A 23,548-nucleotide genomic window follows, 5' to 3' on the forward strand; every position below is an offset into this window, starting at 1 on the left:
GCTCAGGGCCGGCTGCTGAGGGTCAGGTTGACCGTGGGGGCCTCCCCGGGGCCGCCGGACGGGCCTGCTCACCGTAGCGGTCGATGCAGAACTCGCGCAGCCGCCCGGCGATGCGCTCTATCGTGGTCGCCCCGTGGTGGTCGATACGCCATGCGGCCCATAAGCTGATCTGCACCGGTCCGTCTCCTCCCACGAGCACCAGGGGATGCAGCCCGAACCTCGGGTCGTCCGACACGACCGCTACGCCCTTGCCGGAGGCCGCCACGGCCTGTGCCACCTCGGCCGTGTCGAACTCGTAAACCTCGCCGTACGCCAAGCTCGCCCGTGCCATTGCCTGGTCCAGCGCCCGGCGGGGGTGGAATTCCCGGTCCTGGACAAGCAGCCGCTGGCCCACGAGGTCCTCGATGGGCAGAGCGCGGCGATGGCGCCACCGGTGGGTGCGCGAAACGTAGGCGAACACTGGCAGGTTCGCCAGGGCCAACCCGGTCAGCGTCGACGGGGGAGGGGTGGTGCCGATCGCGAGGTCGGCGCCATGCTCGAGGGTGCCGTACACGACCGTGGGAATCTCCGCGCGAACAGAGGGCATCGGGTCGTCCTCGCGCAGCGTCGCGAGGAACGGAGCAACCACGTCGGTCAGTGTCGTACCGGGCGCCGCGATGATGATGTGCTCCATGCGTCCCGCCGCGATGGCTGCCGCCGTGGCCAGCGCCTCGTCTGCTTGGGCCACGAGTCGTCGGGCCGCTGGAAGGAACTCGCGGCCCGCGGCCGACAGCCGCAGCGGGCCCTCGTCCCGGGTGAACAGGATGAGGCCGAGATCGCGCTCGAGCTGGCGCAATTGGCGGGACAAGGAGGGCTGCGTCACGTGGACGACGCGCGACGCGGCGGTGACCGACCCGGCGCGCTCGACCGCGAGCAGGTAGCGCAGGGTGCGTAGCTCCATCGGCATGCCTCCCGGGCATGGACACAAGGCAAATCAGGCATTGGACAGCATGCCATGTCAAGGCGCACGCTGGGCGGGCCGGGACAGCCGGTGGACCCCCTATCCCTCCCACGGTTAGGAGCGCCATGGCCGCCGTCGAGCAACAGCGCCGAGTCGTCACTGCCATCCCCGGCCCGAGGTCGCAGGAGCTGCAGGCTCGCAGGCTGGCGACCGTCTCCGCCGGTGTGGGCACGGGGCTTCCGGTGTACGTCGAGCGAGCGGGCGGCGGCATCCTCGTCGACGTCGATGGCAACCAATTGATCGACTTCGGCTCCGGCATTGCGGTCACGACCGTCGGGGCGTCGAACCCGCGCGTCGTGGAGGCCGTCCAGCGGCAGGTGCGGGACTTCACCCACACCTGCTTCATGGTAACGCCATATGAGGAGTACCTCGCGGTTTGCGAAAAGCTTGCCCGGCTCACCCCCGGCGACCATGACAAGCGCTCGGCCTTGTTCAACTCCGGCGCCGAGGCCGTCGAGAATGCTGTGAAGATCGCGCGGGTCTACACCGGGCGCAGCGCCGTCGTCACGTTCGACCACGCCTACCACGGGCGCACCAACCTCACCATGGCTCTGACCGCCAAGTCGATGCCCTACAAGCAGGGCTTCGGACCGTTCGCCGGCGAGGTCTACCGCGCGCCGATGGCCTATCCCTACCGCTGGCGCGGCGCCGCCGATGACGTTGCCCGCGAAGCGTTCGAAGCGTTCGCCGGGCAGGTGCATACCCAAGTGGGCGAGCAGAACGTCGCAGCGGTTGTCATCGAGCCGATCCAAGGCGAGGGTGGCTTCATCGTGCCGCCGGCCGGGTGGCTGCAACTCATCGCCGACTGGTGCCACAAGCACGGCGCTCTGCTCGTCGCCGACGAGATCCAGACCGGCTTCTGCCGCACCGGAGACTGGTTCGCATGCGACCACGAAGGCGTCGTGCCCGATCTCATCACCACCGCCAAGGGCATCGCAGGCGGCCTGCCACTGGCCGCAGTCACCGGACGCGCGGACGTGATGAACGCGGTGCACCCCGGCGGTCTCGGGGGCACCTTCGGCGGAAACCCGGTGGCCTGTGTGGCTGCGCTGGCCGCCATCGAGACCATGGAGGCCGAGGATCTGCCGGCCAGGGCCCGCGCGATCGAGGAGCTCTTCACCACGAGGCTGCGCCGGCTTGCCGAGAGTTTCGACGTCATCGGCGACGTCCGCGGCCGCGGCGCGATGCTCGCCATCGAGTTCGTCCGCGGGGGCGGCGACACCACGCCGAACCCCGAGCTCACCGCCGCGGTCAACCAGCATTGCCACCGCGAAGGCTTGGTGACGCTCACCGCCGGCACCTACGGCAACGTGCTGCGGTTCCTGCCCCCATTGTCGATCTCGGACGACCTGCTCAACGAAGGGCTCGACATCCTCGAGCGTGCTTTCGTCACCCACGCCTGAGCAGCCTCTCGCGGGGAGGGGCCACTTCGACGGGTCTCGCCGCCCAATGGCGGTCCTGCTCCCCGCATCCGTCGTCAACCAAGGAGATCCGTATGTCGCTCACTCCCGCCGAGGCTGAACTCGTCGCATCGGTTCCCACCGGCCTGTTCATCGACGGAGACTGGCGCGAGTCGGGCGACGGGGCACACGTGGATGTGGAGGACCCGTCGACCGGTCTGGTCATCGCGTCCGTCGCCGACGCGACCGTCGCCGACGGCGACGCAGCCCTGGCGGCTGCCGCGCGAGCGCAGGAGCGCTGGGCTCGCACGCCGCCGCGCGAGCGAGCAGAACTTCTCCGCGTGGCATACGAGAAGCTCGTCGAACGGACCGAGCAGTTCGCCACCCTCGTGACGCTCGAGATGGGCAAGCCCCTGCCGGAGGCGCGCGGCGAGGTCGCCTACGGGGCAGAGTTCTTCCGCTGGTTTTCCGAGGAGGCAGTGCGCGTCTCCGGGCGGTGGATGACCGCCCCGAACGGCGCCACCCGCCTGCTGACCGTGAAGAAGCCGGTCGGACCGACCCTCATGGTCACGCCGTGGAACTTCCCCTTGGCCATGGGTACCCGCAAGATCGGCCCGGCCATCGCGGCGGGCTGCACCATGGTCGTCAAGCCGGCCACTCAGACGCCGCTGACCATGCTCGCGCTGGCGGAGCTGCTGCGCGAAGTGGGTGTGCCGGCAGGGGTGGTCAACGTCATCACCACAACCCGCACGGCCGAGGTCATGGAGCCACTGGTGCGCGACGCGCGTGCCCGTAAGCTCACCTTCACCGGCTCCACGCCCGTCGGTCGCACCCTCGTGGAGCAGTCGGCGACACAGCTCCTCCGCTTGTCCATGGAACTCGGCGGCAACGCCCCGTTCATCGTGTTCGAGGACGCCGACCTGGACGCCGCCGTGGACGGCGCGATACTGGCAAAGATGCGCAACACCGGCGAGGCGTGCACGGCCGCCAATCGGTTTCTGGTGCACGAGTCCGTGGCCGATGCCTTCGCGGCCCGACTGGCGGAACGGATGAGTGCAATGCCGGTCGGTCGCGGCACGCAGGATGATGTCAGCGTCGGCCCGCTGATCGACGCCGCCGCGGTCGCGAAGGTGTCCGCCCTCGTCAACGACGCCACCCGCAAGGGCGCCCGGATCGCCTGTGGCGGCGAGGAACTCGGGGAGCGAGGCTACTTCTATGCGCCAACGGTGCTGACCGACGTACCGACGGACGCCCGCCTAGTCCGGGAGGAGATCTTCGGCCCCGTCGCAGCCATCGGCACGTTCACCACGGAGCCGGAGGCGATAGCGAGAGCCAACGATACCGAGTATGGCCTCGCGGCCTACATATTCACCCGGGACCTGTCCCGGATGGTGCGGCTCGGCGAGGCCCTCGAGTACGGCATGGTGGGCGTCAACACGGGAATCGTGTCCAATCCCGCCGCCCCCTTCGGCGGGATGAAGGCATCGGGCTTCGGCCGCGAAGGCGGTTTCGAAGGGATCGAGGAATACCTCGAGACGACGTATCTCGGCATCGCCCCCTGACATAGCTCGGATGAATGAACGTGGGCCTTCGGCGGGGCGGGTCCAGTAAACCGCCCCGGCATGTCCGGAGACCGACTGGTGTGAAAGCCGAGCTGTTTGCCGGGCCGGGCGTTGAGCGTAGTAAAGGTCTCCCGCATGGGCCGGGCGTACCGCGTCGACCGCCGGGGTGGGTCCCGCGGTCGACTCACCGGAACGAAAGCAGGTGCGCCGACACGGCACCCGCCACAGTTGGCAGGGGCCCAAACCCGGGAAACGAGGGAAAGGTGGATCGCCATGGCCAAGCACGTTCTGGCGCCCCAGCAAGTGCGCGTCTCCGGCGCCAACAACTGGATGAAGCTCTACGACCAGGACCAGCTCGTGGGGCACGCGAGTCATTGGAGCGTCGAGTGGTCCGAGCACGGCCCCGGCTCGACCCTGTTCTTCTGGAGCAGCGCCACCGACAACGCGCCCAGGCTCCTGACTGACAACCTGAACATGGCCGCCTGGCTGCTGGACGAGCTCGAGTCGGCGGATTCACCGTTCACGACAAAGGCGAGCGAGCTCGTCCTTGCGACGTTCACCGTGCACAACGAAACTCCCCGACGCTTCGCAGTCACCGCAGCGTTCGACGGCGATCATCAAGTGGATGTCATCTGGGACGATTTGTCGGCGCCGGTGTGGGGCAACACCGAGCTAGAGTCGAACGAGACGCACAGCCACAGCTCTTGCTACGTGCCGGCCACGACGGCGCAGATGATTGTCGACGGTGTCTCCTCCGCGGGGATGGCATTGCCCGAGGACTGGTTCGGCACCCCGTCGTCCTCGGCATTCCTTGCGCAGTCGGAGGTCTGGCTCAGGCACTAGCCTCGCTCTTCGCTAAATGTCGATCATGGGATGCGCAGCCTGGTTCGTCTGGCGGTGTGGGTGATGCGGGCGGCGGCGTCCAGCAACCGGTAGCGCAGTTTCTTGGGTTCGGCGGCGGTCGGGCCGCCGTCCAGGAGCAGCGTCCGGGTCCGGGCGAGCAGATCGATGGCGGTGCGGGCCAGTTCGAGCCAGGCGGCGTTGATGGCGAAGACGCGGGAGGGAATCGGCCGAAGCCGGTGCCCTCGCGGGCGTGGCCGCGGTGACGGGCTTCGAGGTGCTGGACAGAACCGCCGCCAGATGCGGTGTCGGTGGCCATGACCCGGTAGCGCATGCCTTCGATGGTGTTGAACAGTGACAGTTGCGCGCGGGGTGCGGCCGCTCGCGGCGCACGATGAACCGGGTCCCGGCCGGGTACCGTCGTCGGGGGAGCAGGCCGGTCAGTTCGCAGATCTCGGCGCCGTGGCGGGGTTCACCGCCGGTGTCGAGGGCGGGCACCCACCGGCTGTGCTATTTGGCGGAAAGGATCGCCTGCCGGATCGGTTCGGTGATCTGAAGGGCCGAGGCTAGACGCAATGCCGGGTAGTTAAGCCCAGCGGTGGCTGGTCAAGTGGTGTGTTGGTGTGGATGTGGGCAGCGGGACTCCGGTAGAGAGGTACGTCCGCCAAGACATGCCTTGCTGCCGGGAGTCCCGCTGTTGGTTCAGTCTGTCATTACGCGTGTGGTGCGGGTCGCGGCAGGTCCGTTCGCGCCGGGTCATCTGGGTGAGTTGACCCAGCAGGTGCCGTTCGAGATGGTCGATGCCGTACTTGCTCAGACCCGCTGCATGCAGCGGCGGGTGCGGGATCTGCCGTCGCGGGTGGTGGTGTATCTGCTGCTGGCGGGTTGTTTGTTCGCCGAGTTGGGGTATCGGCAGGTGTGGCAGCGTCTGGTCGCCGGTCTGGACGGGCTGCCGGTCGCGTACCCGAGCGAGGCCGCGTTGACCAAGGCCCGCCGGCGGGTCGGCCCGCAACCGTTGCGGGCGTTGTTCGACCTGCTGCGCGGCCCGGCGGCGGCGATGGCGGGGCCGGTGCGCTGGCGGGGGCTGCTGGTCTGCGCGATCGACGGGACCATGTTGTTCGCGGCGGACAGCGCGGCGAACCTGACCCGGTTCAGCAAGCAGCGCGGCGGGCGCACCGGCGGGTCGGGTTATCCGATGCTGCGGCTGGTGACGGTGATGGCGTGTGGCACCCGGTCGGTGATGGACGCGGTGTTCGGGGCGATCACCTGCGGCGAGACCACCTATGCCAGGGATCTGTTGGCCCGGCTGCCCGCCGGGGTGCTGCTGCTGGCCGACCGTAACTTCGCCGCCGGGCATCTGCTCAAGATCGTGACCGGCCGGCAGGCGCATCTGCTGGTGCGGGCCAAGACCGGCCGCGGCGGCCCGAAACTGCCGATGCTGCACCGTTTCCGGGACGGCTCCTACCGATCGGTGTTCGGCGGCCAGCCGGTACGGGTCATCGACGCCGAGATCAGCATCGCGACCAAGGCCGGCACGGTCACCGGTGTCTACCGGCTGATCACCACCCTGCTGGACCCGCAGGCCCATCCGGCCACCGCGATGCTGCGGCTCTACCACGAACGGTGGGAGATCGAGACCGCCTACCTGGAGATCAAGTCCAGCATCCTCGGCGGCCGGGTCCTGCGGGCCCGGACCCCGGCCGGCGTCGACCAGGAGATCCACGCCTTGCTGGTCACCTACCAGATCCTGCGCACCGCCATGACCGACGCCACCAACAGCGACACCGCAGTGGACCCTGACCGGGCCAGCTTCACCATCGCCCTGCACGCTGCCCGTGACCAGATCGTGCACGCCGCCGGGGTGATCGCCGACACCGTCATCGACCTGGTCGGCAACATCGGCCGCCTCGTCCTGAACGATCTCCTGCCCGAGCGACGGCTCCGCGTCAACGCCCGCACCGTCAAACGAGCAATCTCCAAATACAACGCCCGCGGCCCGAACATCGACAGACGCACCTACCAAGCCACCATCAGCCTCACGATCCTCGCCGAACCCCCTTGACGACCAGCCCCGACCCTTAACTACCCGGCATTGAGGCTAGACGGGCACTCAGGGGACCGGTGTCAATGAGTCCCGTGCCGCGCCGTACGCCGTGATCATCGCAGATCTGTTCACCGGCGCGGCTCACTCGACACGTAAATCTCGCCGGCCTCCAACTTGACCGCATAGGTCAAGAGGCGCCGTCGCGCCGGCTGCGTAAGGACCTCACCAGTACGCACGCAGAACCGGGCGAAGTGATATGCGCACTCGATCACGTCTCCGGCGAGGAACCCTTCGCTCAAGGAGAAGTCCTCGTGGGTGCACGTGTCCTCGAAGCAGTGGATCGTCTCGCCGACGCGCGCCAGTGCGCGTGGCGGATCCATGGGCAGGTAGACGGGCTCATCCCGCACGGCTTCGATGGTCACTCCGGTGGCGATCCAGTTCCCGACGGTTTCCGCGCTCAGATCCATGCTTGCATGCTTGCATACTTGCATGGTGCATGCCAGAGTCTGTGCATGGGCGAGCGTGTGCGAATCGAGGACAACCGGTATCCCAGCGTGCTGTCGAAGGTGGACGCGATCCTGTCCGCCTTCACCCCGCAGCGCCCGACCATGTCGCTTTCGGAGCTGTCGCGTCGATCCGGTGTTCCGAAGGGGACGGCCCACCGCCTCACGGGGCAGTTGGTGGCCATGCGCCTGCTCGAGCATTCCTCGGACGGCGGCCTCTGTGTCGGCCTGAGATTCTTCGAGCTGGGCACGCTCTGGCATGTCGCGCAGTCAGTGCGGGACGCCTCGCGGGCCCATGCGGTGCACCTGCGCAACAACACGCGGCAGACGGTGCACGTCGGCGTCCTGGACGGCGACCAGGTCCTCTACATCGACAAACACATCGGCGTGCCGCTGCAGGCTCGACTGCCGTCCAAGGTCGGTGCCCGGATCCCGGCGCACGCCACCGCCCTTGGGAAGGCGCTCGCGGCCTTCCGTGAGGACTGGCGACCGGCCGCCGAGCTCCCGCGGCTCACCTCACAGACCACCGTTCTGCACCGCCAGCTCGAGCGCGAACTGGACCAGATCCGCGCGACGCAGATCTCCTTCGACCGGCAGGAGTCGAGCCCGGGCATAGTGTGCGTCGCGAGCCCGATCCTGGACTTCGGGGGTGCGGCCGTCGCCTCGATCTCCATCTCGGGGGAACTGGGCGTCATGGACCCCGAGGCGCACGCCGGAGCGGTGCTGACTGCCGCACGCGCAATCGGTATGCGCCTGCAGGACGGGCTCAAGGCATCATGACCACGGGGAAGGGATCTGAGCGAGATAGCTTCGACGCAAGGCGTCCGGAGGCCGTTCTGCTGGGCCAGTGGATCGAGGCGGCTCACGGGGCCGCCGAGCTCTCCCGGTGGCGCCCAGCGCTCGGCTGGCTCCGCCCCGAGTCGTTGGTGCTCAGCCCTGCGAGCATGCGGACCGCACTGACCAGCAGCGCGAGCTTCGAGGCGACGCTGGTGCGCAGGATCGCCACTGAGAACTGGGGCTTTCAACGGCTCCACTGCGAGGTGGACGAGCAGGCCGGTGGGGATCTCGCCTATCGCATCATCACCCCGGGCGAGACCTTCACGTTCGGCGCCAGATCAGTGGTCCGGCCCGACACCGGCACGAGAGCGGGTCGGCTTCGGGAGAATGATTTCGATCTCTACGGCGTGGTCTTCCCGGGCTCCGTGGATCGCGCAACCTTGTATGCCGAGCACGCCGAGCAGGTCGCCCGCGGCTGGAAGGGGCGCACGACCGCCTCCGCGCTGGGCTGGTCGTTCGCGAACCGCAGTTCCAGAACCTTCGACCACACGATTGAGTTGTTGGCCCGCGGAACGACACCAGAGGTTCGCTCGGTGTTGGGTGACGGTGGTTACCTCGTCCGCAACGCAGGCTTCTACGGCAACGGTCGGCACGGAACGATTCCGTGGCTCTCCCTGGACGAGCAGGGTCCGCTGGGCCATCCGTACCACCTCGACCTGCTCACGTTGTTCCTGTGGAAGCTGGCCTCGTTCGATCTGGTCGAAGGTGCGGCCGTGGCCCGAAACCGATTCGCCGCCCGGCTGCCGGGCGAGTTTCGCCGCGCTGTCGGCGTCGGGAACTCCTCGGGCATCGGCACTATCGCAACCCTGGTTCGGTGGCCGACAACATTGGCCGCCATGACCGTTGGCCGCGAGCTGGTACTGGCGCACGGACGCGCGGGCATGGCCCGGGGAGCGGCGACGGAGGGTCTGGGACAACGACTCGCGCACAGCCTGGACGCGCACCGGGCTGAGGCGATCGACCTCGTTGACGAGCAGACGGCGACCGCCCTGGACACCCGGATCGATCACCTGGTGGCCAGTGCGTGCGCGGGGAACTACCGGCCTGTCCAGCAGTTGCTCACGGAGAACGTCCCCACCCTCGCTGCGGCGATCGCCGCCGCAGCCGTCATCGACTCGGATCCCGCCGCAGCGACCGAGAGCATGCCGATCGTCGCTGGGCTTATGCGCTACCTCGTCGAGCCACGCCCGGAGATGACCGTTGCCGAGCTGGCCACGATCCTCACCTCCCGGTTCGGCTGGGCGCTCGCGCTCGGGCGCGCGGGGGACGTCGATCGCACGCACTTCTGGTACAAGTCGTCGGAAAACGGTGAGAATCGCCGTGGGGAGCGGGCCGTGGATCCGGGCCCGGAGTTCGAGACGTTCGTCGACGTCGCCTCCGCCGTCCGGCGGCTCGGCGAGTTCCTTTCGCATAGCGACCCAAGGTCTCTGGTGGGCCGACTCCTGCTGGCGCACCCCGAACTGACCGGGGTGGTGGCTCGAGTGCAGTTGGCCGCTCGTGTCCCCTACACCGAACTCTCGGCGAACCTCGTTTCGCGACACTTCGCTCCTGCCGACGTCATCCGGTACTTCCTGACCGGTCTTGGCACCCGCTGGCCGAAGCCCGCGAGTGATCTGTGGCTCGCCGGGGTCTTTATGAGCCTGTTCGAGGACGACGTACCCGTCGAGGTGGCGCCGGCGACCTGCGCCGCAACCGTCGAGCCTCTTGGTCAGGATCGGACTCCTGCATGCCACCCGTCTCCTGCGGAGGGTCTGGTGCTCGACCGCGTCGATCGCCAGATCCAGGTCGCCTACCCCGAGTTGCGCCGGTCAATGCACGACGTGCTTCGCGCGTTGCGCATTCCGTCGGCCATGACCAGCGAGGTCGCCGAGCTGATCGTGTGGACCCAGGCGGAGTTCGGCTGCGGGATCGACATCGTTCGGAGGTTGGCTGCCCGCTTGTCTGGGGAGGAAGGTGGGACAGGTTTGACCGGTGGGGCCGACGGCACTGGACCTGGGGGGTTCGGCGGACTCGGCGCGACCCTGCACGATGGCGTGGTCGACCTGAGGGGCCAGTCGCTCGCCGTGATGGGTATGCGGCTGGTCGACGTCGTTGCCATGGCCGGGGCTGGGCCAACCACCTTGAGCATCCGTAACGCTCGCGATCCGATGGCTGCGCCATACATGTGCAGGAGCTTGGCGGTTCGCGGGTTCCACGTCTCCTGCACGGTCCATGACGGCGTTGCACCGCGGACCATCGTTGCCACGACGGAGTCAGGCTCGCCCGTAGTGCGCGTGCAGCGGGCGGAGTCGGGGTGGGGAATCGCGACTCCGTGTGCCGGCCCGGCGGGCTCCATCCGATCCGGGGGAACGGGGGTCTCGACGCTCGAGCTCCGGGTCTCCCGACACGCGCTGCTGGGGACGCAGGCGGCCCGGAACACGGACCTTGTCGGCTCGGCCGCCGATGTCGCGATGAGGGGCGGAATGTACGTCCTGGCAACTGATTACGAAGCGCTTCTGGCACTTGCCGCGCGACTTCGAGTGGCGACATCGGAACGCTCAAGGAGCCAGGCCGGGTGAGCGTTCCTGCTGCGCTTCGGTTCGGGATTCGGCTCTTGAAGATGGCGTTCAGCTAGACGGAACGCTCCCGCCGGTTGGGCGTGGCCAGGTGGGAGTCTGGCTACCTGGGCCGCAGATCGTGAGGGAGGATGGCGGTGTTCGACTTCGCACTAGAGCTCGCGTTCGTCGAGATCGACACGACTCGACTTGGAGCGTGGAAGTCTCTTGCCGAAGAAGTTTTGGGCCTGGCAACCGAGTCCGTGGACGCTGACGGTCGAGCCGCCCTCCTTCTCCGCGCGGATCGGGCCCGCTATCGCGTTGTGGTCCGAGAGGCCGACGTCGATCGCATTGTGCGAATCGTCTACCGCGTCGGAGACCAGGCCGAGCTCGATCGCTTGACGCGACGTTTCGAGGAACTCTCGATCCCGCACGGCCGGGGCTCCGGATGGCCGTTGCCGACCGGTCGGCCGAGCGAGGCATACGTTGACGTCACGGACCCTGCCGGCAACGACCTTCGCTTCACCTGGGCCGTGCCCGAAGAGAGCGACAGTGCCCTTCCGTCGTCAGGAATCACGTACAGCGACCATCGTCTGGGGGCGCTGGGACACGTCGTTCTCATCGTTCCGGACCTCGTCGAGTCGGTCACGTTCTACACCGAGGTTCTGGGTTTCAGGATCAGCGACTACATCGGCGACGGACCGGGCCGACTGGCCTTCCTGCGTTGCAACGAACGGCACCACACTGTCGCCTTCCAGGCCGGGAGCACTCCACGGGTCGACCACCTCATGTTGGAGGTCGACGACATAGATGACCTTGGTTGCGTGTATGACAAGGCTCGGGCGCTGCCCGCAACGGTGCTCTCCGAACCGGGGCGCCATACGAATGACCTGGCGATCTCCTTCTATCTCAAGACTCCGCTGGAAGGTCTTGAAATCGAATTCGCGACAGGGGGCATCGACGTCACCGAACCCTGGAGCGTCAACTGGCACGAGGGCGGAAGTATCTGGGGTCACAAGCGACCGTGATCAAGGGCAATCGGGTATTGACGGCATGAAGAGGAACACGATGGAACAGAAGCTCTTTGATCCGACGGACGGCTCGGTGAGTACCGAGATCTATGCGAGCCCTGCCATCTACGAGCAGGAGCTCCAGTCGATCTTCGGACGCAGTTGGCTCTTCCTCTGCCCTTCGAGCGAGGTCGTGGGTACGGGCAGCTTCTACAGCACCTACATGGGTGAGGACCCGGTGATCGTCGCGCGCCAGAAGGACGGCAGCCTGAAGGTCTTCCTGAACCAGTGTCGCCATCGCGGCATGCGGGTGTGCACGGCCGACGCCGGCGTGACTCGGGCTTTCACCTGTGTTTACCACGGCTGGGTCTATGGCCTCGACGGCGGGTTGGCCGGCGTTCCCCACCTGGCCGATGCGTACTTCAACGACCTGGACCGGTCGAGATTTGGCCTGCACGAGGCGCCGCGCGTGGCCGAGTACAAGGGGCTCGTCTTCGCCAACTGGGACCCGGACGCGGTCGACTTCACCGACTACCTCGGCGACATGGCTTGGTACTTGGACGCCTTCCTCGACCGCTGGGACGGAGGGTTGGAGGCGATCCCCGGCGTCCACAAGTGGGTCATCAACACGAACTGGAAGCTGCCGTCGGAGCAGTTTTGTGGCGACCTGTACCACAGTGAGACGACACATGTCTCTGCACTGATGGCGCTTGCCGGGGACGATGCGGACCCCGATGAAGTGGACCCGTTCAAGAGTCTCGCGGGGTACCAATTCTCCTCCCCGATGGGTCATGGCCACGGCTTTTCAATCGTGGAGTACCCGGACTTTGCCGGTCCCGTGGTCGATCGGTACCGGGTCGCCACGTTGCCGAGCGCCGAAGCCCGACTCGGGTACTACCGAGCCCGGATGCGCGGGCACGGGACGGTGTTCCCGAACTTCTCCTTCCTCAGCGGCTACCACACGGTGCGCGCCTGGCACCCGCGCGGCCCCGGTCAGGTCGAGGTATGGGCGTGGGGTCTTGTTCCCAAAGAGGCACCCGCGGACGTACGGGACGCGTGGCGCAAGTCGATCCTGCAGACCTTCAGCCCTGCCGGCTATATCGAGCAGGATGACGGCGTCAACCTGGTCGAGATTCAGCGCATTCTTGCCGGTCGGCGGGCGCGCCAGTCCCGGTTCAACGTCGCCATGGCCCTTGGACACGAGCAGGCGCCCGTCGACGGGTTCGACGGTCCGGGACGCGTGCACAACAGCATGTTTGCAGAGATGGCTGCGCGCGGCTTCTACTCCCGATGGGGGGAGCTCATGCGGGCAGCACCCGGACAGAACGAGTCACCCGCCCGGCTGGGAGCCGACAGCGCACAGGGGCCGTCGCGATGACGACCGCAAACGGGACGACCACCCTCGACGACCTGCTCCGCCGGCACGAGCTGGAGAACTTCGTCTATGCGGAAGCCCGTGCCCTCGACGACCGGGACTATCGAGCCTGGCTCGGCTTCTTCGGCAAGGACATTCGCTACTGGGCGCCGACTCGCCTCAACCGTTGGCCCCGTGAGGCCCACTTGGAGATCGCCGGCGCTGACGGCGCTGCCATCTTCGACGAGGACTCTGCCTCCCTGAATGTGCGGGTCCGCCGGCTCGAGACCGATCGGGCCTGGGTTGAGTACCCCGCGTCGCGATCACGTCGCTTCATCACCAACGTCCAAGTCGATGGCACCGACGATCCGGATGTCTGGCGTGTCCGCTGCAACTTCCTCGTCTATGTGTCGCGGCGGGAGCGGGACGAGCAGTACTTCTTCGGAACACGCGACGACCTGATCCGGCGCGACTCGGGCGACCACGGCTGGGCCATCTGCTCGCGAACGGTGACCTTCGACCACACGACGATCCTGGCCGACGGCATCAGTGTCCTCTTCTGAGGCTGGAAGGAATCGCATGACCACCGTCTCCTCACCGGCTTCCCTCGGGACGCCCCCCACCGTGGCGCAGCTACTGCTTGGCTGCGAGACGCGCATTGTCCATGGCCAGCGTTGGCGACACCGCATCATCGAGTACGGGACCGGAAAGCCGCTCATCCTCTTGCACGGCAGCAACGGCCATGCCGACGTCTTCGCCAAGAACATGCATACGCTCGGTCAGGACTTCCGCGTCATTGCCGTCGACGCCCTCTATCACGGGTTCTCCAGCAAGGAGCCCTGGGTCAGTGGCTTCTACAAGCGCTTGGACATCCAGGCGGAAGGGTTGCTGGACCTCGTCGATGCCCTGGACCTGCCCACCGTCAGCATCGAGGGCGAGTCCATGGGCGCCGGGATCGGCCTCGAGTTCGCCTACCGATGGCCCGATCGCGTCGACAAGCTGATTCTGAGCACGGGGTTCGGCAGCGTGGACCTTGAGGGCTCGGTGTACATGCGCCGGAACGTGCCGGAGTCGGAGCTCACGCGACTCTCCCGCGTCGCCGTGACGCAGCCATCCTTCGAGTCGATGAGACGGCGTATGGAGTGGCTCGTCGCCTCGCCCGAGAGCGTCACGGACGAGCTGGTCAACCTGCGACTGAGGTTGTATGCGTTGCCTGAGATCGCCGAGATGATGCGGCGGATGTCGGAGCCCGGTGACGACGAGCCAACCCCCAAATACCAGGAGTCGGATCTCGCCGCGCTCACGGTCCCGACCCTCGTCATGTGGACCGACAAGAACCCCGGGGACGGGCCGGAGATCGGTGCTCGGCTGGCTTCACTCCTACCCAACGCGACGCTCGTCGTGATCCAAGACGCTGGACACTGGCCGCACTGGGAGCAACCGGCTCAGCACGACGCCATCGTGCGGGACTTCCTGCTTGGCGGTCCAGGCGCGGTGGCGTGATGAGCGAGCCGAGCGCGACCGGTTGGGGTGTCGGAGGGCTGCTCCGACTGTTCGTCGACGAGCGCGGCACGCCGGCGTTCGAGACGGACATCCACAGGCAGGTGGACGAGGTCGGGCGCCAGGAGCCCGGAACCGCCATCTACGGGTTCTTCCGGGAGCGGACTGCCGACCGGAGCGGACTCGCCGCGTACCTCCACGTCATGGTGTACCGGGACGAAGCAGCACAGCAGGCACACTGGGACGCCGAAGAGGTGTGGTGGTGGCCGGCACTCAGCGGTCATCTCAAGGCTCCGATCGAGTCCGAGCGCTTCACCGAAGACCAACTGCTTGATGCATGGCGGACCGGGGGCACGTCGCCCATCGGGCTGGTCGTCGCCGACGGCGACACCTCAGCGCTGGTCGCGTCGACGCGCGCACACAGTGCGTTCGGGTGGCTGGTCGGAAGGGCCGATTCCGAGAGTCCTGTTGTCTCCCCTGCGGGTGGGTCGCTGCTCGTCGTCGGCATTCATGAGGCACCACACCAGCGCGTCTTGGTCACTGCTCTGGGCGGAACCAGCCACGACGCCGTCGCCTGTCTGGTCCGAGGCTGAGTGGACCGTGAGGCAACCGTGAGCCCACTGTTCGCCGACGCAGGAGTTGCGCCATGGGAGAGCACCCACCGACTCCGCCGGGAGGCATGAGCGATGCTCCGCGCCATTCACTACTTCGGCAGTGCGCCGGGCTCGGCAGTCGACACTCACCGTTCCTCCCTGCCGGAGGAGGTCGAGGCCACCTCCTTCGTCTCCGCGAGCGGGTTCACCCTTGTTCTCGAGCTGTGGCCCACCGAGACGGGCTATGCGGAGCATTCCTTCAGTGCCTTCGAGTCCGGGCAACCGTTCTGGCAGGATCATGCACAGCCGAGTGAGCTCTATCCGCTCACTCGATTCACCCGGACCGATGGTGTCTGGCATCCGATCGAGGAACCGGATCACCGCATCGGCTGGGGCAACAGCCGGCCGGTGCGCGTGCTCTACGCGTTCAGTGCCCCTGCCGAGTCCGACTTCGCCAACGACATCCAGACCTTGGAGACGTTGCGCGAGCCAGGGTGCGAGCAGTTCGAGTACTTCGTGTCCGTCGAGGATCCCGCGCGCCATCTACTCCTCGAACTCTGGGGTGATCAGTATCTCTACGACCGGCACTGGGACCTCCGCCTCCGGACCGGGACGCCCCCAACCACGACCCTTCACCCAACGGACACGGTCGAGTTCTATCGGTTCGCCCAGTTCGACTGCAGCTACGGATGGTGGCATCCGACCGCCGAAGGGCCCGACCTCATTCCCGGCACCGTGCGGTGGTTGGGCTGAAGCCATCACAACAGGAAGGCAGATCGACACACCATGGCACACGACGACATCGATATCCGGAAGGTCATCACGAAGACCGAGATCCTGTGGCGAGAGGGAGGTCGCCCACTGGAGGATCGCACGCGCATCGCCGTTGCGGCGGCGGTCCTTCGGAATCCTTGGGCAGGGCAAGGTTTTGTCGAGGACCTGGCACCCAAGATCCACGAGATCGCCCCGGTGCTCGGGCAGATCCTCACCGATGTTCTCGTCGAGCAGATGGATGGGGCGCCCATTGAGGCCTACGGCAAAGCGGCGACAGTTGGTCTTTCCGGAGAACTGGAGCATGCCTCCGCGCTCATCCACACGCTCCGCTTCGGCAACATCCTGCGTGACCGGGTGGGAGGCAGTTCCTTCCTTCCCTTCACCAACCGCCGGGCGTCCGCGGACACGGTGACCTCGATCCCCATGGTGCACATCAAGGATTCCGGGATCCGCTCGCACTACTTGACCGCCGAGCTCCATGTGTCCGACGCCCCGCGCGACGACGAGCTCCTGGTGGCGATCGCCGGTGCCAGCGCCGGCCGCCCCTTCGCCAGGATCGGCGACCGTTACCAGGACATGGCCATCCTGGGAGTCGACCAGCGGAAGCGCCCGTGAACGCCGTACCGAGGTATGAGCACTGGATCGAGGGAGGTTGGCACACTCCGCTCAGCAGGCGCTACCTGGAGACGTTCGATCCGAGCGACGGGCGACCCTGGGCCTACATCGCGTCGGGTGACTCGGCAGATGTCGACCGTGCCGTGGAGGCGGCCCGGAAGGCTTTTCCTGCCTGGTCGGCGCGAAGCCCCCGGGAGCGAGGGGCTCTCCTCATGGCGTTGGCGGACGCGTTCGCAGACCATGCCGAAGAGCTTGCGCTGGTCGAGTCCAGGGACAATGGCAAGCTCCTGCGAGAAGTCAGGCCCCTGATCCAGTACCTGCCCGAGTACTTCCGGTACTTCGGTGAGTGGGCGGACAAGATCTCGGGAGACGTGATCTCGGCGGACAAGGCCGACATGTTCGCATTCCGCGAGTGGGCACCGATCGGGGTGTGCGCGCTCGTGACGCCGTGGAACTCGCCGCTGTATCTTCTGTCCACCAAGCTGCCTGCGGCGCTAGCGGCGGGCAACACAGTGGTGGTCAAACCATCGGAGCACGCCAGCGCCTCGACGCTGGAGCTCGTGCAGGTGCTCGAGAAGGCGGGCCTGCCGTCGGGCGTCGTCAACGTCGTGACTGGTCTGGGTCCGGACGTCGGTGCCGCGTTGGTCCGACACCCGCACGTGGGGAAGGTCGCCTTCACAGGCGGTCTGGCAGGTGCGCGGTCGGTCATCAAGGCATCCGCGGAAAACCTCGCCAAGCTTTCCTTGGAGCTCGGTGGGAAGTCGCCCCAGTTGGTGTTCGGCGATGCCGACACTGGGGCGGCGGTGGCCGGTGTACTTGCCGGCGTCTTCGCTGCCAGCGGTCAGAGCTGCGTGGCCGGCTCGCGCGTCTATGTCCAACGGGGCATCTACGAGCCGTTTGTCGCCGAGTTGGTGTCACGGGCCCAGCAGATCAAGATCGGCCCACCGAGCGACCCGGACAGCGACATCGGCCCCGTCGCCGTCCGAGACCAACTGGACAGTACCAGTGGGCTCATCAGCGACGCGGTCGCGCTGGGAGCCCGCGTGGCTGTCGGCGGGACCCCTTGGGAGGCGCCGGGCGGCTCAGGTTGGTATTTCCGACCGACGGTGCTGTGCGACGTACCGTCGGAAGCTGCGATCGCCCGTGAGGAGGTCTTCGGACCGGTGGTGGTGATCACGCCCTTCGACACCGAGCAGGAGGCGGTGCGGCTGGCCAATGACACCGAATACGGGCTGGCAGCCGGGATCTGGACCCGTGATCTCGCGCGGGCGCATCGGCTGATTCCGCAGATGCAGACCGGCCTGGTGTGGGTGAACACCTACCGGGTCGCCAGCCCGACCGTGCCCTTCGGCGGATGGGGCCTGAGCGGATACGGCCTGGAGGGCGGTCGCGAGGGCCTGCTCGAGTTCATGCACTCCACGTCGGTGTGGATCAACACCTCATCGGCGGCTATCGACGACCCCTTCAGGATGAGGTGAAGGATGGACGAGGAAGACACGAAGCTGCCGGGTCGCCAGTTCCGGGTGGAGCTGTTCGGGCAGGATGCGGTCGAACATGCCCTGCTCGGGGCAACAGCAACTCTGGCGCCCTGGATCACCGAGATGACGGATCGGGCCCTGTTCGAGGACATCTGGCAGGCAGAGGGACTCTCGACGCGCGATCGCTCGATGGTGACCGTCGCCGCACTGACCGCAATGGGACGCACCAACGAGCTTCGCGCCCACCTGAGTGCGGCGCTGCGCCTGGGCATCACCAAGGAGCAGCTTGTCCAAGTCATCGGCCAGCTAACCTTCTACGCCGGACTCCCGGCCGTTCACGCCGGACTCGCCGCCGCGCGAGATGTCTTCGAGGACGAGCATGGGGCTGACTGACTGGCACAGCCACATATGGGAAGCTGAGCACCTCGGCCCCGAGTTCGGACCGCAGTTGGACATGCACTACACCCACGTGCCATCACACAGCGGGACCCCTGAGGCCCACCGTGCCGCGATGGAGCGAGCCGGCGTCGAGGAGTGCATCGTGATCGGGCTGGTCAGCGACCACCTGGGCGTCCGAGTGCCCAACGACTACGTGGCGTCCTATGTCAGCACGTGGAACGGCAGGGCGGTCGGCGTCGCGTCGGTCGACCCGAACCGGGCATCTGCGTGCGACGACCTCCGCGAGGCGCACGAACTGGGGCTGCGCGGGGTCAAGCTCGCTCCCCCTTATCAGAACTTCCATCCGCACAGCAGAGACGCGTATGCCGTCTACGAGACCGCTACCTCACTTGGCATGTTCATCATCTTCCACCAGGGCGGCGTGAGTCATCGGCGGGGAGTGCTCGAGGTCGCGCAGCCTGTGCTGCTCGACCGGGTCGCTCGGGACTTCCCGGACACGACGATCATCGTCGCGCACATGGGACAGCCGTGGCACAACGAGGTCGTCACGCTGCTGCGCAAGCACCCACGTGTGATTGCCGACCTCTCCGCGCGGTGCGCGCGTACGAACCAGCTACGGCGGATCCTCAAGGACGCCAATGACTACGGCTTGCTGCCCAAGCTCGTATGGGGGTCAGACTTTCCGACGTTCGACCCGAAGGTGCACGCGGAGCAGTTGCTGGAGGCAGCGGAGACGTCGGGTGGGGAACTGCCGACCCCCGCTGAACTCGAACTGCTGCTCTCGCGGCCCCTGAGCGCGGTTCCCGGGATCGTCCAGTGAGGGTTGAAGGCTTGTGAGGTCACTTACCGTCGTCGGTGCCTCGGTTGCCGGCTGGCACCTCGTCCATGCCTTGCTGGCGCACGGCTACGAGGGGCCAGTAACGGTCGTGGATCGGCAAACGCACCATCCGTACGACCGCCCGCCCCTCTCGAAAGAGTTCCTGTTGGGGCGCCGAGGCGTCGAAGGCATGCGGTTCGGCGACTACCCGTCCGAGTCCAACGTGGTCTGGCGCCTAGGGGTCGAAGCCACGGCGCTCTCCGACGGGGCCGTCGAGCTGTCCGATGGCTCGATCCTCGCCCATGACGATCTGGTGATCGCCACCGGGTTGCGACGGCCTGATCTCAATCTCCTCACGTCGCCGCCCCAGGGTGTCCACGAGCTCCGCACCCTCGACGATGCCTTGAAGCTCCGCCTCGGCCTGGTGCGCGCCCGGAACGTCGTTGTCGTCGGTGGTGGCTTCATCGGCTGCGAAGTGGCCAGTGCGTGCCGACACCTCTCAGTGCCGGTCACTATCGTTGAGGCCGATGAGCGGCTGGGGGAGCGCTCCCTCGGGGTGCACGCCCATCTCGTTGAGGCCCTGCACGAGACCCACGGGACGAGTGTGATCACCGGAGCCAGGGTCACCGAGTTCGTCGGCGACCCGGTCACCGCGGTACGGCTCGCGGACGGCCGCAACCTTTCGGCCGACCTTGTGGTGGTCGGCATCGGCTCGATGCCCGCGACCAAATGGCTCGAGGGGTCGTCTCTCGAGCTGGGAAACGGAGTTCGTTGTGACACCCTGGCACGGACGAATCTCCCTGGTGTCTACGCCATCGGGGACGTCGCGGAGGTCGAGTCCGAATGGGCGTCGGGGCCCCGACGCTTCGAGCACTGGACCTCAGCGGTCGATCAGGCGATGACCCTCGCCGATCACCTCGTTGGGCGTCCACCGCGCAGCCCTTCGCCGCCGTACTGGTGGTTCGACATCTACGGCCATCGGATCCAGGTCGCCGGCCGCCTCGATCTGGAGGACGACGTGCGGGTCGTCGATGTCGGTGGCGGCTACCTGGCCACGCATCACGTCGACGGAGCACCGGTCGGAGTTGCCGCCGTCGACTCACCGCGGGAGTTCGCCCGTGTGCGTCGCACCCTCACCCCGCCGTTTCCGGGCCCCTCGGGCAGTTGGTCTGCGCGCTGATCAGTCGTCGAACTTCGCGTCAACCCGCAGCACGCATTCGCTTATATACTTGCATGGCACACGACCAGTTGCGCAGCACCGCAGTCGTGGGATCTACTCCGTTAGATCGGATCTCGGGAGGGGCAAATGGCGAGCACTGAGCCGTTCAGGGTGCACCAACAGCTTGTCGGTGCACGGCGCAATGCTCGAAGTGTCGTATTTGAAGAGCTGCGACGGATGATTACCTCAGGGGAACTGGAGCCCGATACCCCGCTCTCTGAGACCCGTCTGGCCAAGCACTTCGCGGTGAGCCGGACACCCGTGCGTGAGGCGTTGAAGGAACTGCAGGCCGAGGGGCTCGTCGAGATCAGGGCGCAGGTGGGAACCTTCGTCTCCCGACCGTCCCTGCAGCACGTCGATGAGATGGTCATCGTCACGGGCCTCCTGGAGTCCAAGGCAGCCGGCCTTACTGCAGCGAATCCGAGCGACGAGCTCTTGGGGCTGATGGCGGAGAACCTGCGTGACTCGGAGGAGGCGGCGAGTCGTGGAGATGCGGATGCGTATGCCCTTCTGGTACCGCGCTTCCACGACCTGATTCTGAGCGGCAGTGGCAACAGCACCCTCCGTCGCCTGCACAAGCTTCTCGCGAACCAACTCGCCTACCCCTCATTGGTGCGTAGCTCGCTGCATCAGCCCGGGAGGTTGCCCAAGTCAGTGGCTGAGCACCGGTCCATCTACGAGGCCATTTGTGCCCACGATGTCGAGCGGGCCGAGAGGGAAATGACGTCGCACGTGCAGTTCAGCCACGAGAACACGATGCGGGCACTTCGGGATGCCGACCGTGAGATCACCGGAGATCTCCCGAGGGCTGAGTCCCGGCTGTCGTGATGCCCTGTGTTCCAGCGTCGGGCTCTCCGGCACTGCTGACGTTCTGACCTACCCAGGAGCCATTTCCAAGCTGATCTTGTAGCTCGGAGCAGGTGCGGGGAGCCCGGCTATCGATGAGGCCGAGGCTCCGGGTAAGACGGCAGTCACCGCGATCGTGCAGGCCACCCTCGTCCTGCACCACGCCGACGTGAACCGCTACGCAGGATGAGAACGGCTCAAGAATGGCGACCTCGTGTCCCGGACGCTGAAGACGAGTATGGCGGCGTCGTTCGTGGCGAGTTTATCGGTGGTGTGAGAAGGCCCCGCGGGATGTTCTCGGCGGGGCCTTCGGCCGCAACCTGCCGGTCAGTGCGCGCTGTGCGCAGGCCACGCACATCCGTGAAGAGCCAAAAAGGCGTTCCACTCGACAGAACGAGGTATGGCCGGCACTCACCAGCACTGCGAGCCTCAGAACGGCTCGTAGACCTCGCTCGACCACCGAACGGTGCACCGCGATGGTCCAGAGGGCGATCGCCAGCTTTCATCATCGGACCGGACCTGCGATCCGGCCGTTGATGGCTCACCGAGTGACTAGGAGCGGGCATGTTCAGCAACTATCCCAAGCAGGAACGTCTCTCAGACTCGGACGCCCAGGCCGGGCGGAAACTCACGCGTCGCGGCGTCCTCCAGCTCGGTGGTCTCGGGTCGGCCTTCCTCATTGCCGGACCAGGTCTGCTGGCCGCGTGTTCGTCGGACACCACCCCGAAGAGCAGTGGCCTCCAACGCGGAGGTTCGTTGCAGATCGCCATCGGCGACGCTAGCACGACCGACGTGCTGGACCCGGCGAAGAGCATCAACCAGTTCACGGCGCTCCTGGGTGGGTTGATCTTCGACCCACTGCTGCGTCAGGACCTGGACTTCAAGCCGCAGCCGGCGCTGGCGACGAAGTGGTCGGTGTCCAGCGATGCGCGCCAGTGGACGTTCGACCTGCGTGACGACGTCGTCTTCCACGACGGTACCGCACTGACGTCGGAGGACGTCGCGTTCTCCATCGCGCGCCATCTCGACAAGTCCATCGGGTCGAGGCTGTATGGCCGTCTTTCGGCCAGCCTCAAGCCGGAGGGCATCAAGACCCCGTCGAAGACTCAGGTGGTCCTCAACCTCGAAACCCCGGACGGTCTGTTGGCGGTAGCCCTCGCAAGCCGGTACATGTTCGTGCTCAAGAAGGGCACCACCTCATTCGACGGCAAGGTTTCGGGAACCGGCCCGTTCGAGTTGGCCAACTGGACTCCTGGAGCCAGCTTCGTGGTCAAGCGTTCTGAGAAGTACTGGGCCTCCGGTCGCCCCTATCTGGACGAGATTCGGGGGATCGTCGTCGCTGACCCGGCATCGAGGCTGCGCAGCGTGACTTCCGGGCCTAGCGACATCCTGGACACGGTTGACTTCACCTTGGCGCCGAGCGTCGAGAAGCAGTCCAACGTGAAGCTCGCGAACCTGAAGTCCTCGTTCTTCGTAAATTTCGCCATGGACCAGACGCAGGCGCCCTTCGACGACGTTCGAGTCCGGAAGGCATTCAAGCTGGCGCTGGACAGGGAGAAGTTCCTCCAGGTGGTTTTCGGTGGCCACGGCACCATCTCCGGGGACGTGCCCGTGCTCCCCTCCGATCCCACCTATCCCGCCAACACCCTCGTGAAGCGGGACGTCGAGCAAGCCAAGAGACTCCTCGCCGAGGCTGGCTACCCCAACGGCATTGACGTGGAGCTCGTGACGGCACCACTCCGGGCGGGAATGGTGGACGCGGCGGTCGTCTTCGCGGAGTCCGTCAAGGACGCCGGGATTCGCGTCCAGGTCAAGCAGCAACCTTCGGCCAACTACTTCACCTCCATCTGGCTGAAGGTGCCGTTCTACGTGTCCTACTGGGCGACGCGCCAGTCAACCGAGGAGGCCGCGCTGACGCTGGTCTCGAACGGGACCTCGAATGAGTCGCGGTTCGCCAACCCGGAGTTCGACAAGTTGATCCAGGAGGCCAGGACCAGCGCAGACGAAGCGACACGTAACCAGAAGACCAAGCAGGCGCTCGAGATAGCTGCCATTGAATCGGGATGGATCATCCCCGCCATCATCGACACTCTGACCGTGATGAAGCGCAGCGTTCAGGATGTTGCCCTGAACTCGATGCAGATCCTGGACATGAGTGGCGCGTGGAAAGGGAACTCCTAGGCGTGGAACACTCCGCAACGTTCATCGAACCTAAGCAGCGAC

Annotated in this window: 21 protein-coding genes and 1 pseudogene; 19 read left to right on the plus strand and 3 right to left on the minus strand. The window is 66.5% G+C overall.

What is annotated here, in order from left to right:
- Window positions 1–22: 22 nt before the first annotated feature.
- Window positions 23–940: a LysR family transcriptional regulator gene (locus Drose_RS16805; protein WP_260729129.1), complete on the minus strand. Its 918-nt coding sequence runs from the start codon at window positions 938–940 to the stop codon at window positions 23–25.
- A gap of 125 nt (window positions 941–1,065) precedes the next feature.
- Here Drose_RS16805 and gabT point away from each other — a divergent pair, with 125 nt between their 5' ends.
- The 3 genes from gabT (at window position 1,066) to Drose_RS16820 (ending at window position 4,805) form a co-directional block, all read left to right on the plus strand.
- Window positions 1,066–2,403: a 4-aminobutyrate--2-oxoglutarate transaminase gene (gene gabT / locus Drose_RS16810; protein ID WP_260729130.1), complete on the plus strand. Its 1,338-nt coding sequence runs from the start codon at window positions 1,066–1,068 to the stop codon at window positions 2,401–2,403.
- 92 nt (window positions 2,404–2,495) lie between these two features.
- Window positions 2,496–3,962, plus strand: coding sequence for an NAD-dependent succinate-semialdehyde dehydrogenase (locus Drose_RS16815; protein ID WP_260729131.1), 1,467 nt, complete (start codon window positions 2,496–2,498; stop codon window positions 3,960–3,962).
- Between the two features lie 273 nt (window positions 3,963–4,235).
- On the plus strand, window positions 4,236–4,805 hold the full coding sequence (locus Drose_RS16820) for a hypothetical protein (protein WP_260729132.1): 570 nt from the start codon (window positions 4,236–4,238) through the stop codon (window positions 4,803–4,805).
- A 29-nt stretch (window positions 4,806–4,834) separates the two neighbouring features.
- On the opposite strand, the pseudogene Drose_RS16825 reads toward Drose_RS16820, so the two are convergent.
- Window positions 4,835–5,378: pseudogene (locus Drose_RS16825) on the minus strand (transposase); the annotation flags it as partial.
- A gap of 193 nt (window positions 5,379–5,571) precedes the next feature.
- Between Drose_RS16825 and Drose_RS16830 the strand changes: the two are divergent.
- On the plus strand, window positions 5,572–6,864 hold the full coding sequence (locus Drose_RS16830) for an IS4 family transposase (protein ID WP_260729133.1): 1,293 nt from the start codon (window positions 5,572–5,574) through the stop codon (window positions 6,862–6,864).
- 110 nt (window positions 6,865–6,974) lie between these two features.
- Here Drose_RS16830 and Drose_RS16835 read toward each other — a convergent pair whose 3' ends face one another.
- On the minus strand, window positions 6,975–7,313 hold the full coding sequence (locus Drose_RS16835) for a Rieske 2Fe-2S domain-containing protein (RefSeq protein WP_260729134.1): 339 nt from the start codon (window positions 7,311–7,313) through the stop codon (window positions 6,975–6,977).
- Between the two features lie 99 nt (window positions 7,314–7,412).
- Here Drose_RS16835 and Drose_RS16840 point away from each other — a divergent pair, with 99 nt between their 5' ends.
- The 15 genes from Drose_RS16840 (at window position 7,413) to Drose_RS16910 (ending at window position 23,506) form a co-directional block, all read left to right on the plus strand.
- Entirely contained in the window at window positions 7,413–8,129 is a 717-nt protein-coding gene (locus tag Drose_RS16840; protein WP_260729135.1) for an IclR family transcriptional regulator, read from the plus strand.
- Window positions 8,130–8,293: 164 nt separating this feature from the next.
- Window positions 8,294–10,744, plus strand: coding sequence for a hypothetical protein (locus Drose_RS16845; RefSeq protein WP_260729136.1), 2,451 nt, complete (start codon window positions 8,294–8,296; stop codon window positions 10,742–10,744).
- Between the two features lie 128 nt (window positions 10,745–10,872).
- Window positions 10,873–11,748 carry a VOC family protein gene (locus Drose_RS16850; RefSeq protein ID WP_260729137.1) on the plus strand — a complete coding sequence of 292 codons (876 nt, stop codon included), beginning with the start codon at window positions 10,873–10,875 and terminating at the stop codon, window positions 11,746–11,748.
- 40 nt (window positions 11,749–11,788) lie between these two features.
- Window positions 11,789–13,108, plus strand: a complete 1,320-nt coding sequence (locus tag Drose_RS16855) for an aromatic ring-hydroxylating oxygenase subunit alpha (protein ID WP_260729138.1) — start codon at window positions 11,789–11,791, stop codon at window positions 13,106–13,108.
- Window positions 13,105–13,647, plus strand: coding sequence for an aromatic-ring-hydroxylating dioxygenase subunit beta (locus tag Drose_RS16860; protein WP_260729139.1), 543 nt, complete (start codon window positions 13,105–13,107; stop codon window positions 13,645–13,647). Before Drose_RS16855 ends, Drose_RS16860 begins: the two co-directional genes overlap by 4 nt.
- Before the next feature lie 16 nt (window positions 13,648–13,663).
- Window positions 13,664–14,587 (plus strand): alpha/beta fold hydrolase, encoded by a 924-nt coding sequence (locus Drose_RS16865; RefSeq protein WP_260729140.1) that lies wholly within the window; start codon window positions 13,664–13,666, stop codon window positions 14,585–14,587.
- The gene (locus tag Drose_RS16870; RefSeq protein ID WP_260729141.1) at window positions 14,587–15,177 is read left to right on the plus strand and encodes a hypothetical protein; all 591 of its coding nucleotides are present in this window, start codon (window positions 14,587–14,589) and stop codon (window positions 15,175–15,177) included. The genes Drose_RS16865 and Drose_RS16870 overlap by 1 nt, the downstream gene beginning before the upstream one ends.
- Window positions 15,178–15,270: 93 nt before the next feature.
- Window positions 15,271–15,930 (plus strand): putative quinol monooxygenase, encoded by a 660-nt coding sequence (locus Drose_RS16875; protein WP_260729142.1) that lies wholly within the window; start codon window positions 15,271–15,273, stop codon window positions 15,928–15,930.
- Window positions 15,931–15,963: 33 nt separating this feature from the next.
- A complete protein-coding gene (locus tag Drose_RS16880; RefSeq protein ID WP_260729143.1) occupies window positions 15,964–16,566 on the plus strand; it encodes an amino acid synthesis family protein in 603 nt (200 codons plus the stop codon).
- Window positions 16,563–18,044: an aldehyde dehydrogenase gene (locus Drose_RS16885; protein WP_260729144.1), complete on the plus strand. Its 1,482-nt coding sequence runs from the start codon at window positions 16,563–16,565 to the stop codon at window positions 18,042–18,044. Before Drose_RS16880 ends, Drose_RS16885 begins: the two co-directional genes overlap by 4 nt.
- A gap of 3 nt (window positions 18,045–18,047) precedes the next feature.
- Window positions 18,048–18,437, plus strand: a complete 390-nt coding sequence (locus Drose_RS16890) for a carboxymuconolactone decarboxylase family protein (RefSeq protein WP_260729145.1) — start codon at window positions 18,048–18,050, stop codon at window positions 18,435–18,437.
- Entirely contained in the window at window positions 18,424–19,263 is an 840-nt protein-coding gene (locus Drose_RS16895) for an amidohydrolase family protein (RefSeq protein ID WP_260729146.1), read from the plus strand. Before Drose_RS16890 ends, Drose_RS16895 begins: the two co-directional genes overlap by 14 nt.
- A gap of 13 nt (window positions 19,264–19,276) precedes the next feature.
- Entirely contained in the window at window positions 19,277–20,440 is a 1,164-nt protein-coding gene (locus tag Drose_RS16900) for an NAD(P)/FAD-dependent oxidoreductase (protein ID WP_260729147.1), read from the plus strand.
- 126 nt (window positions 20,441–20,566) lie between these two features.
- The gene (locus Drose_RS16905) at window positions 20,567–21,307 is read left to right on the plus strand and encodes a GntR family transcriptional regulator (RefSeq protein ID WP_260729148.1); all 741 of its coding nucleotides are present in this window, start codon (window positions 20,567–20,569) and stop codon (window positions 21,305–21,307) included.
- 582 nt (window positions 21,308–21,889) lie between these two features.
- Window positions 21,890–23,506, plus strand: a complete 1,617-nt coding sequence (locus tag Drose_RS16910; protein WP_260729149.1) for an ABC transporter substrate-binding protein — start codon at window positions 21,890–21,892, stop codon at window positions 23,504–23,506.
- Window positions 23,507–23,548 lie beyond the last annotated feature (42 nt).

The sequence above is a fragment of the Dactylosporangium roseum genome (assembly GCF_025264685.1).
Lineage (GTDB): Bacteria > Actinomycetota > Actinomycetes > Mycobacteriales > Micromonosporaceae > Dactylosporangium > Dactylosporangium roseum.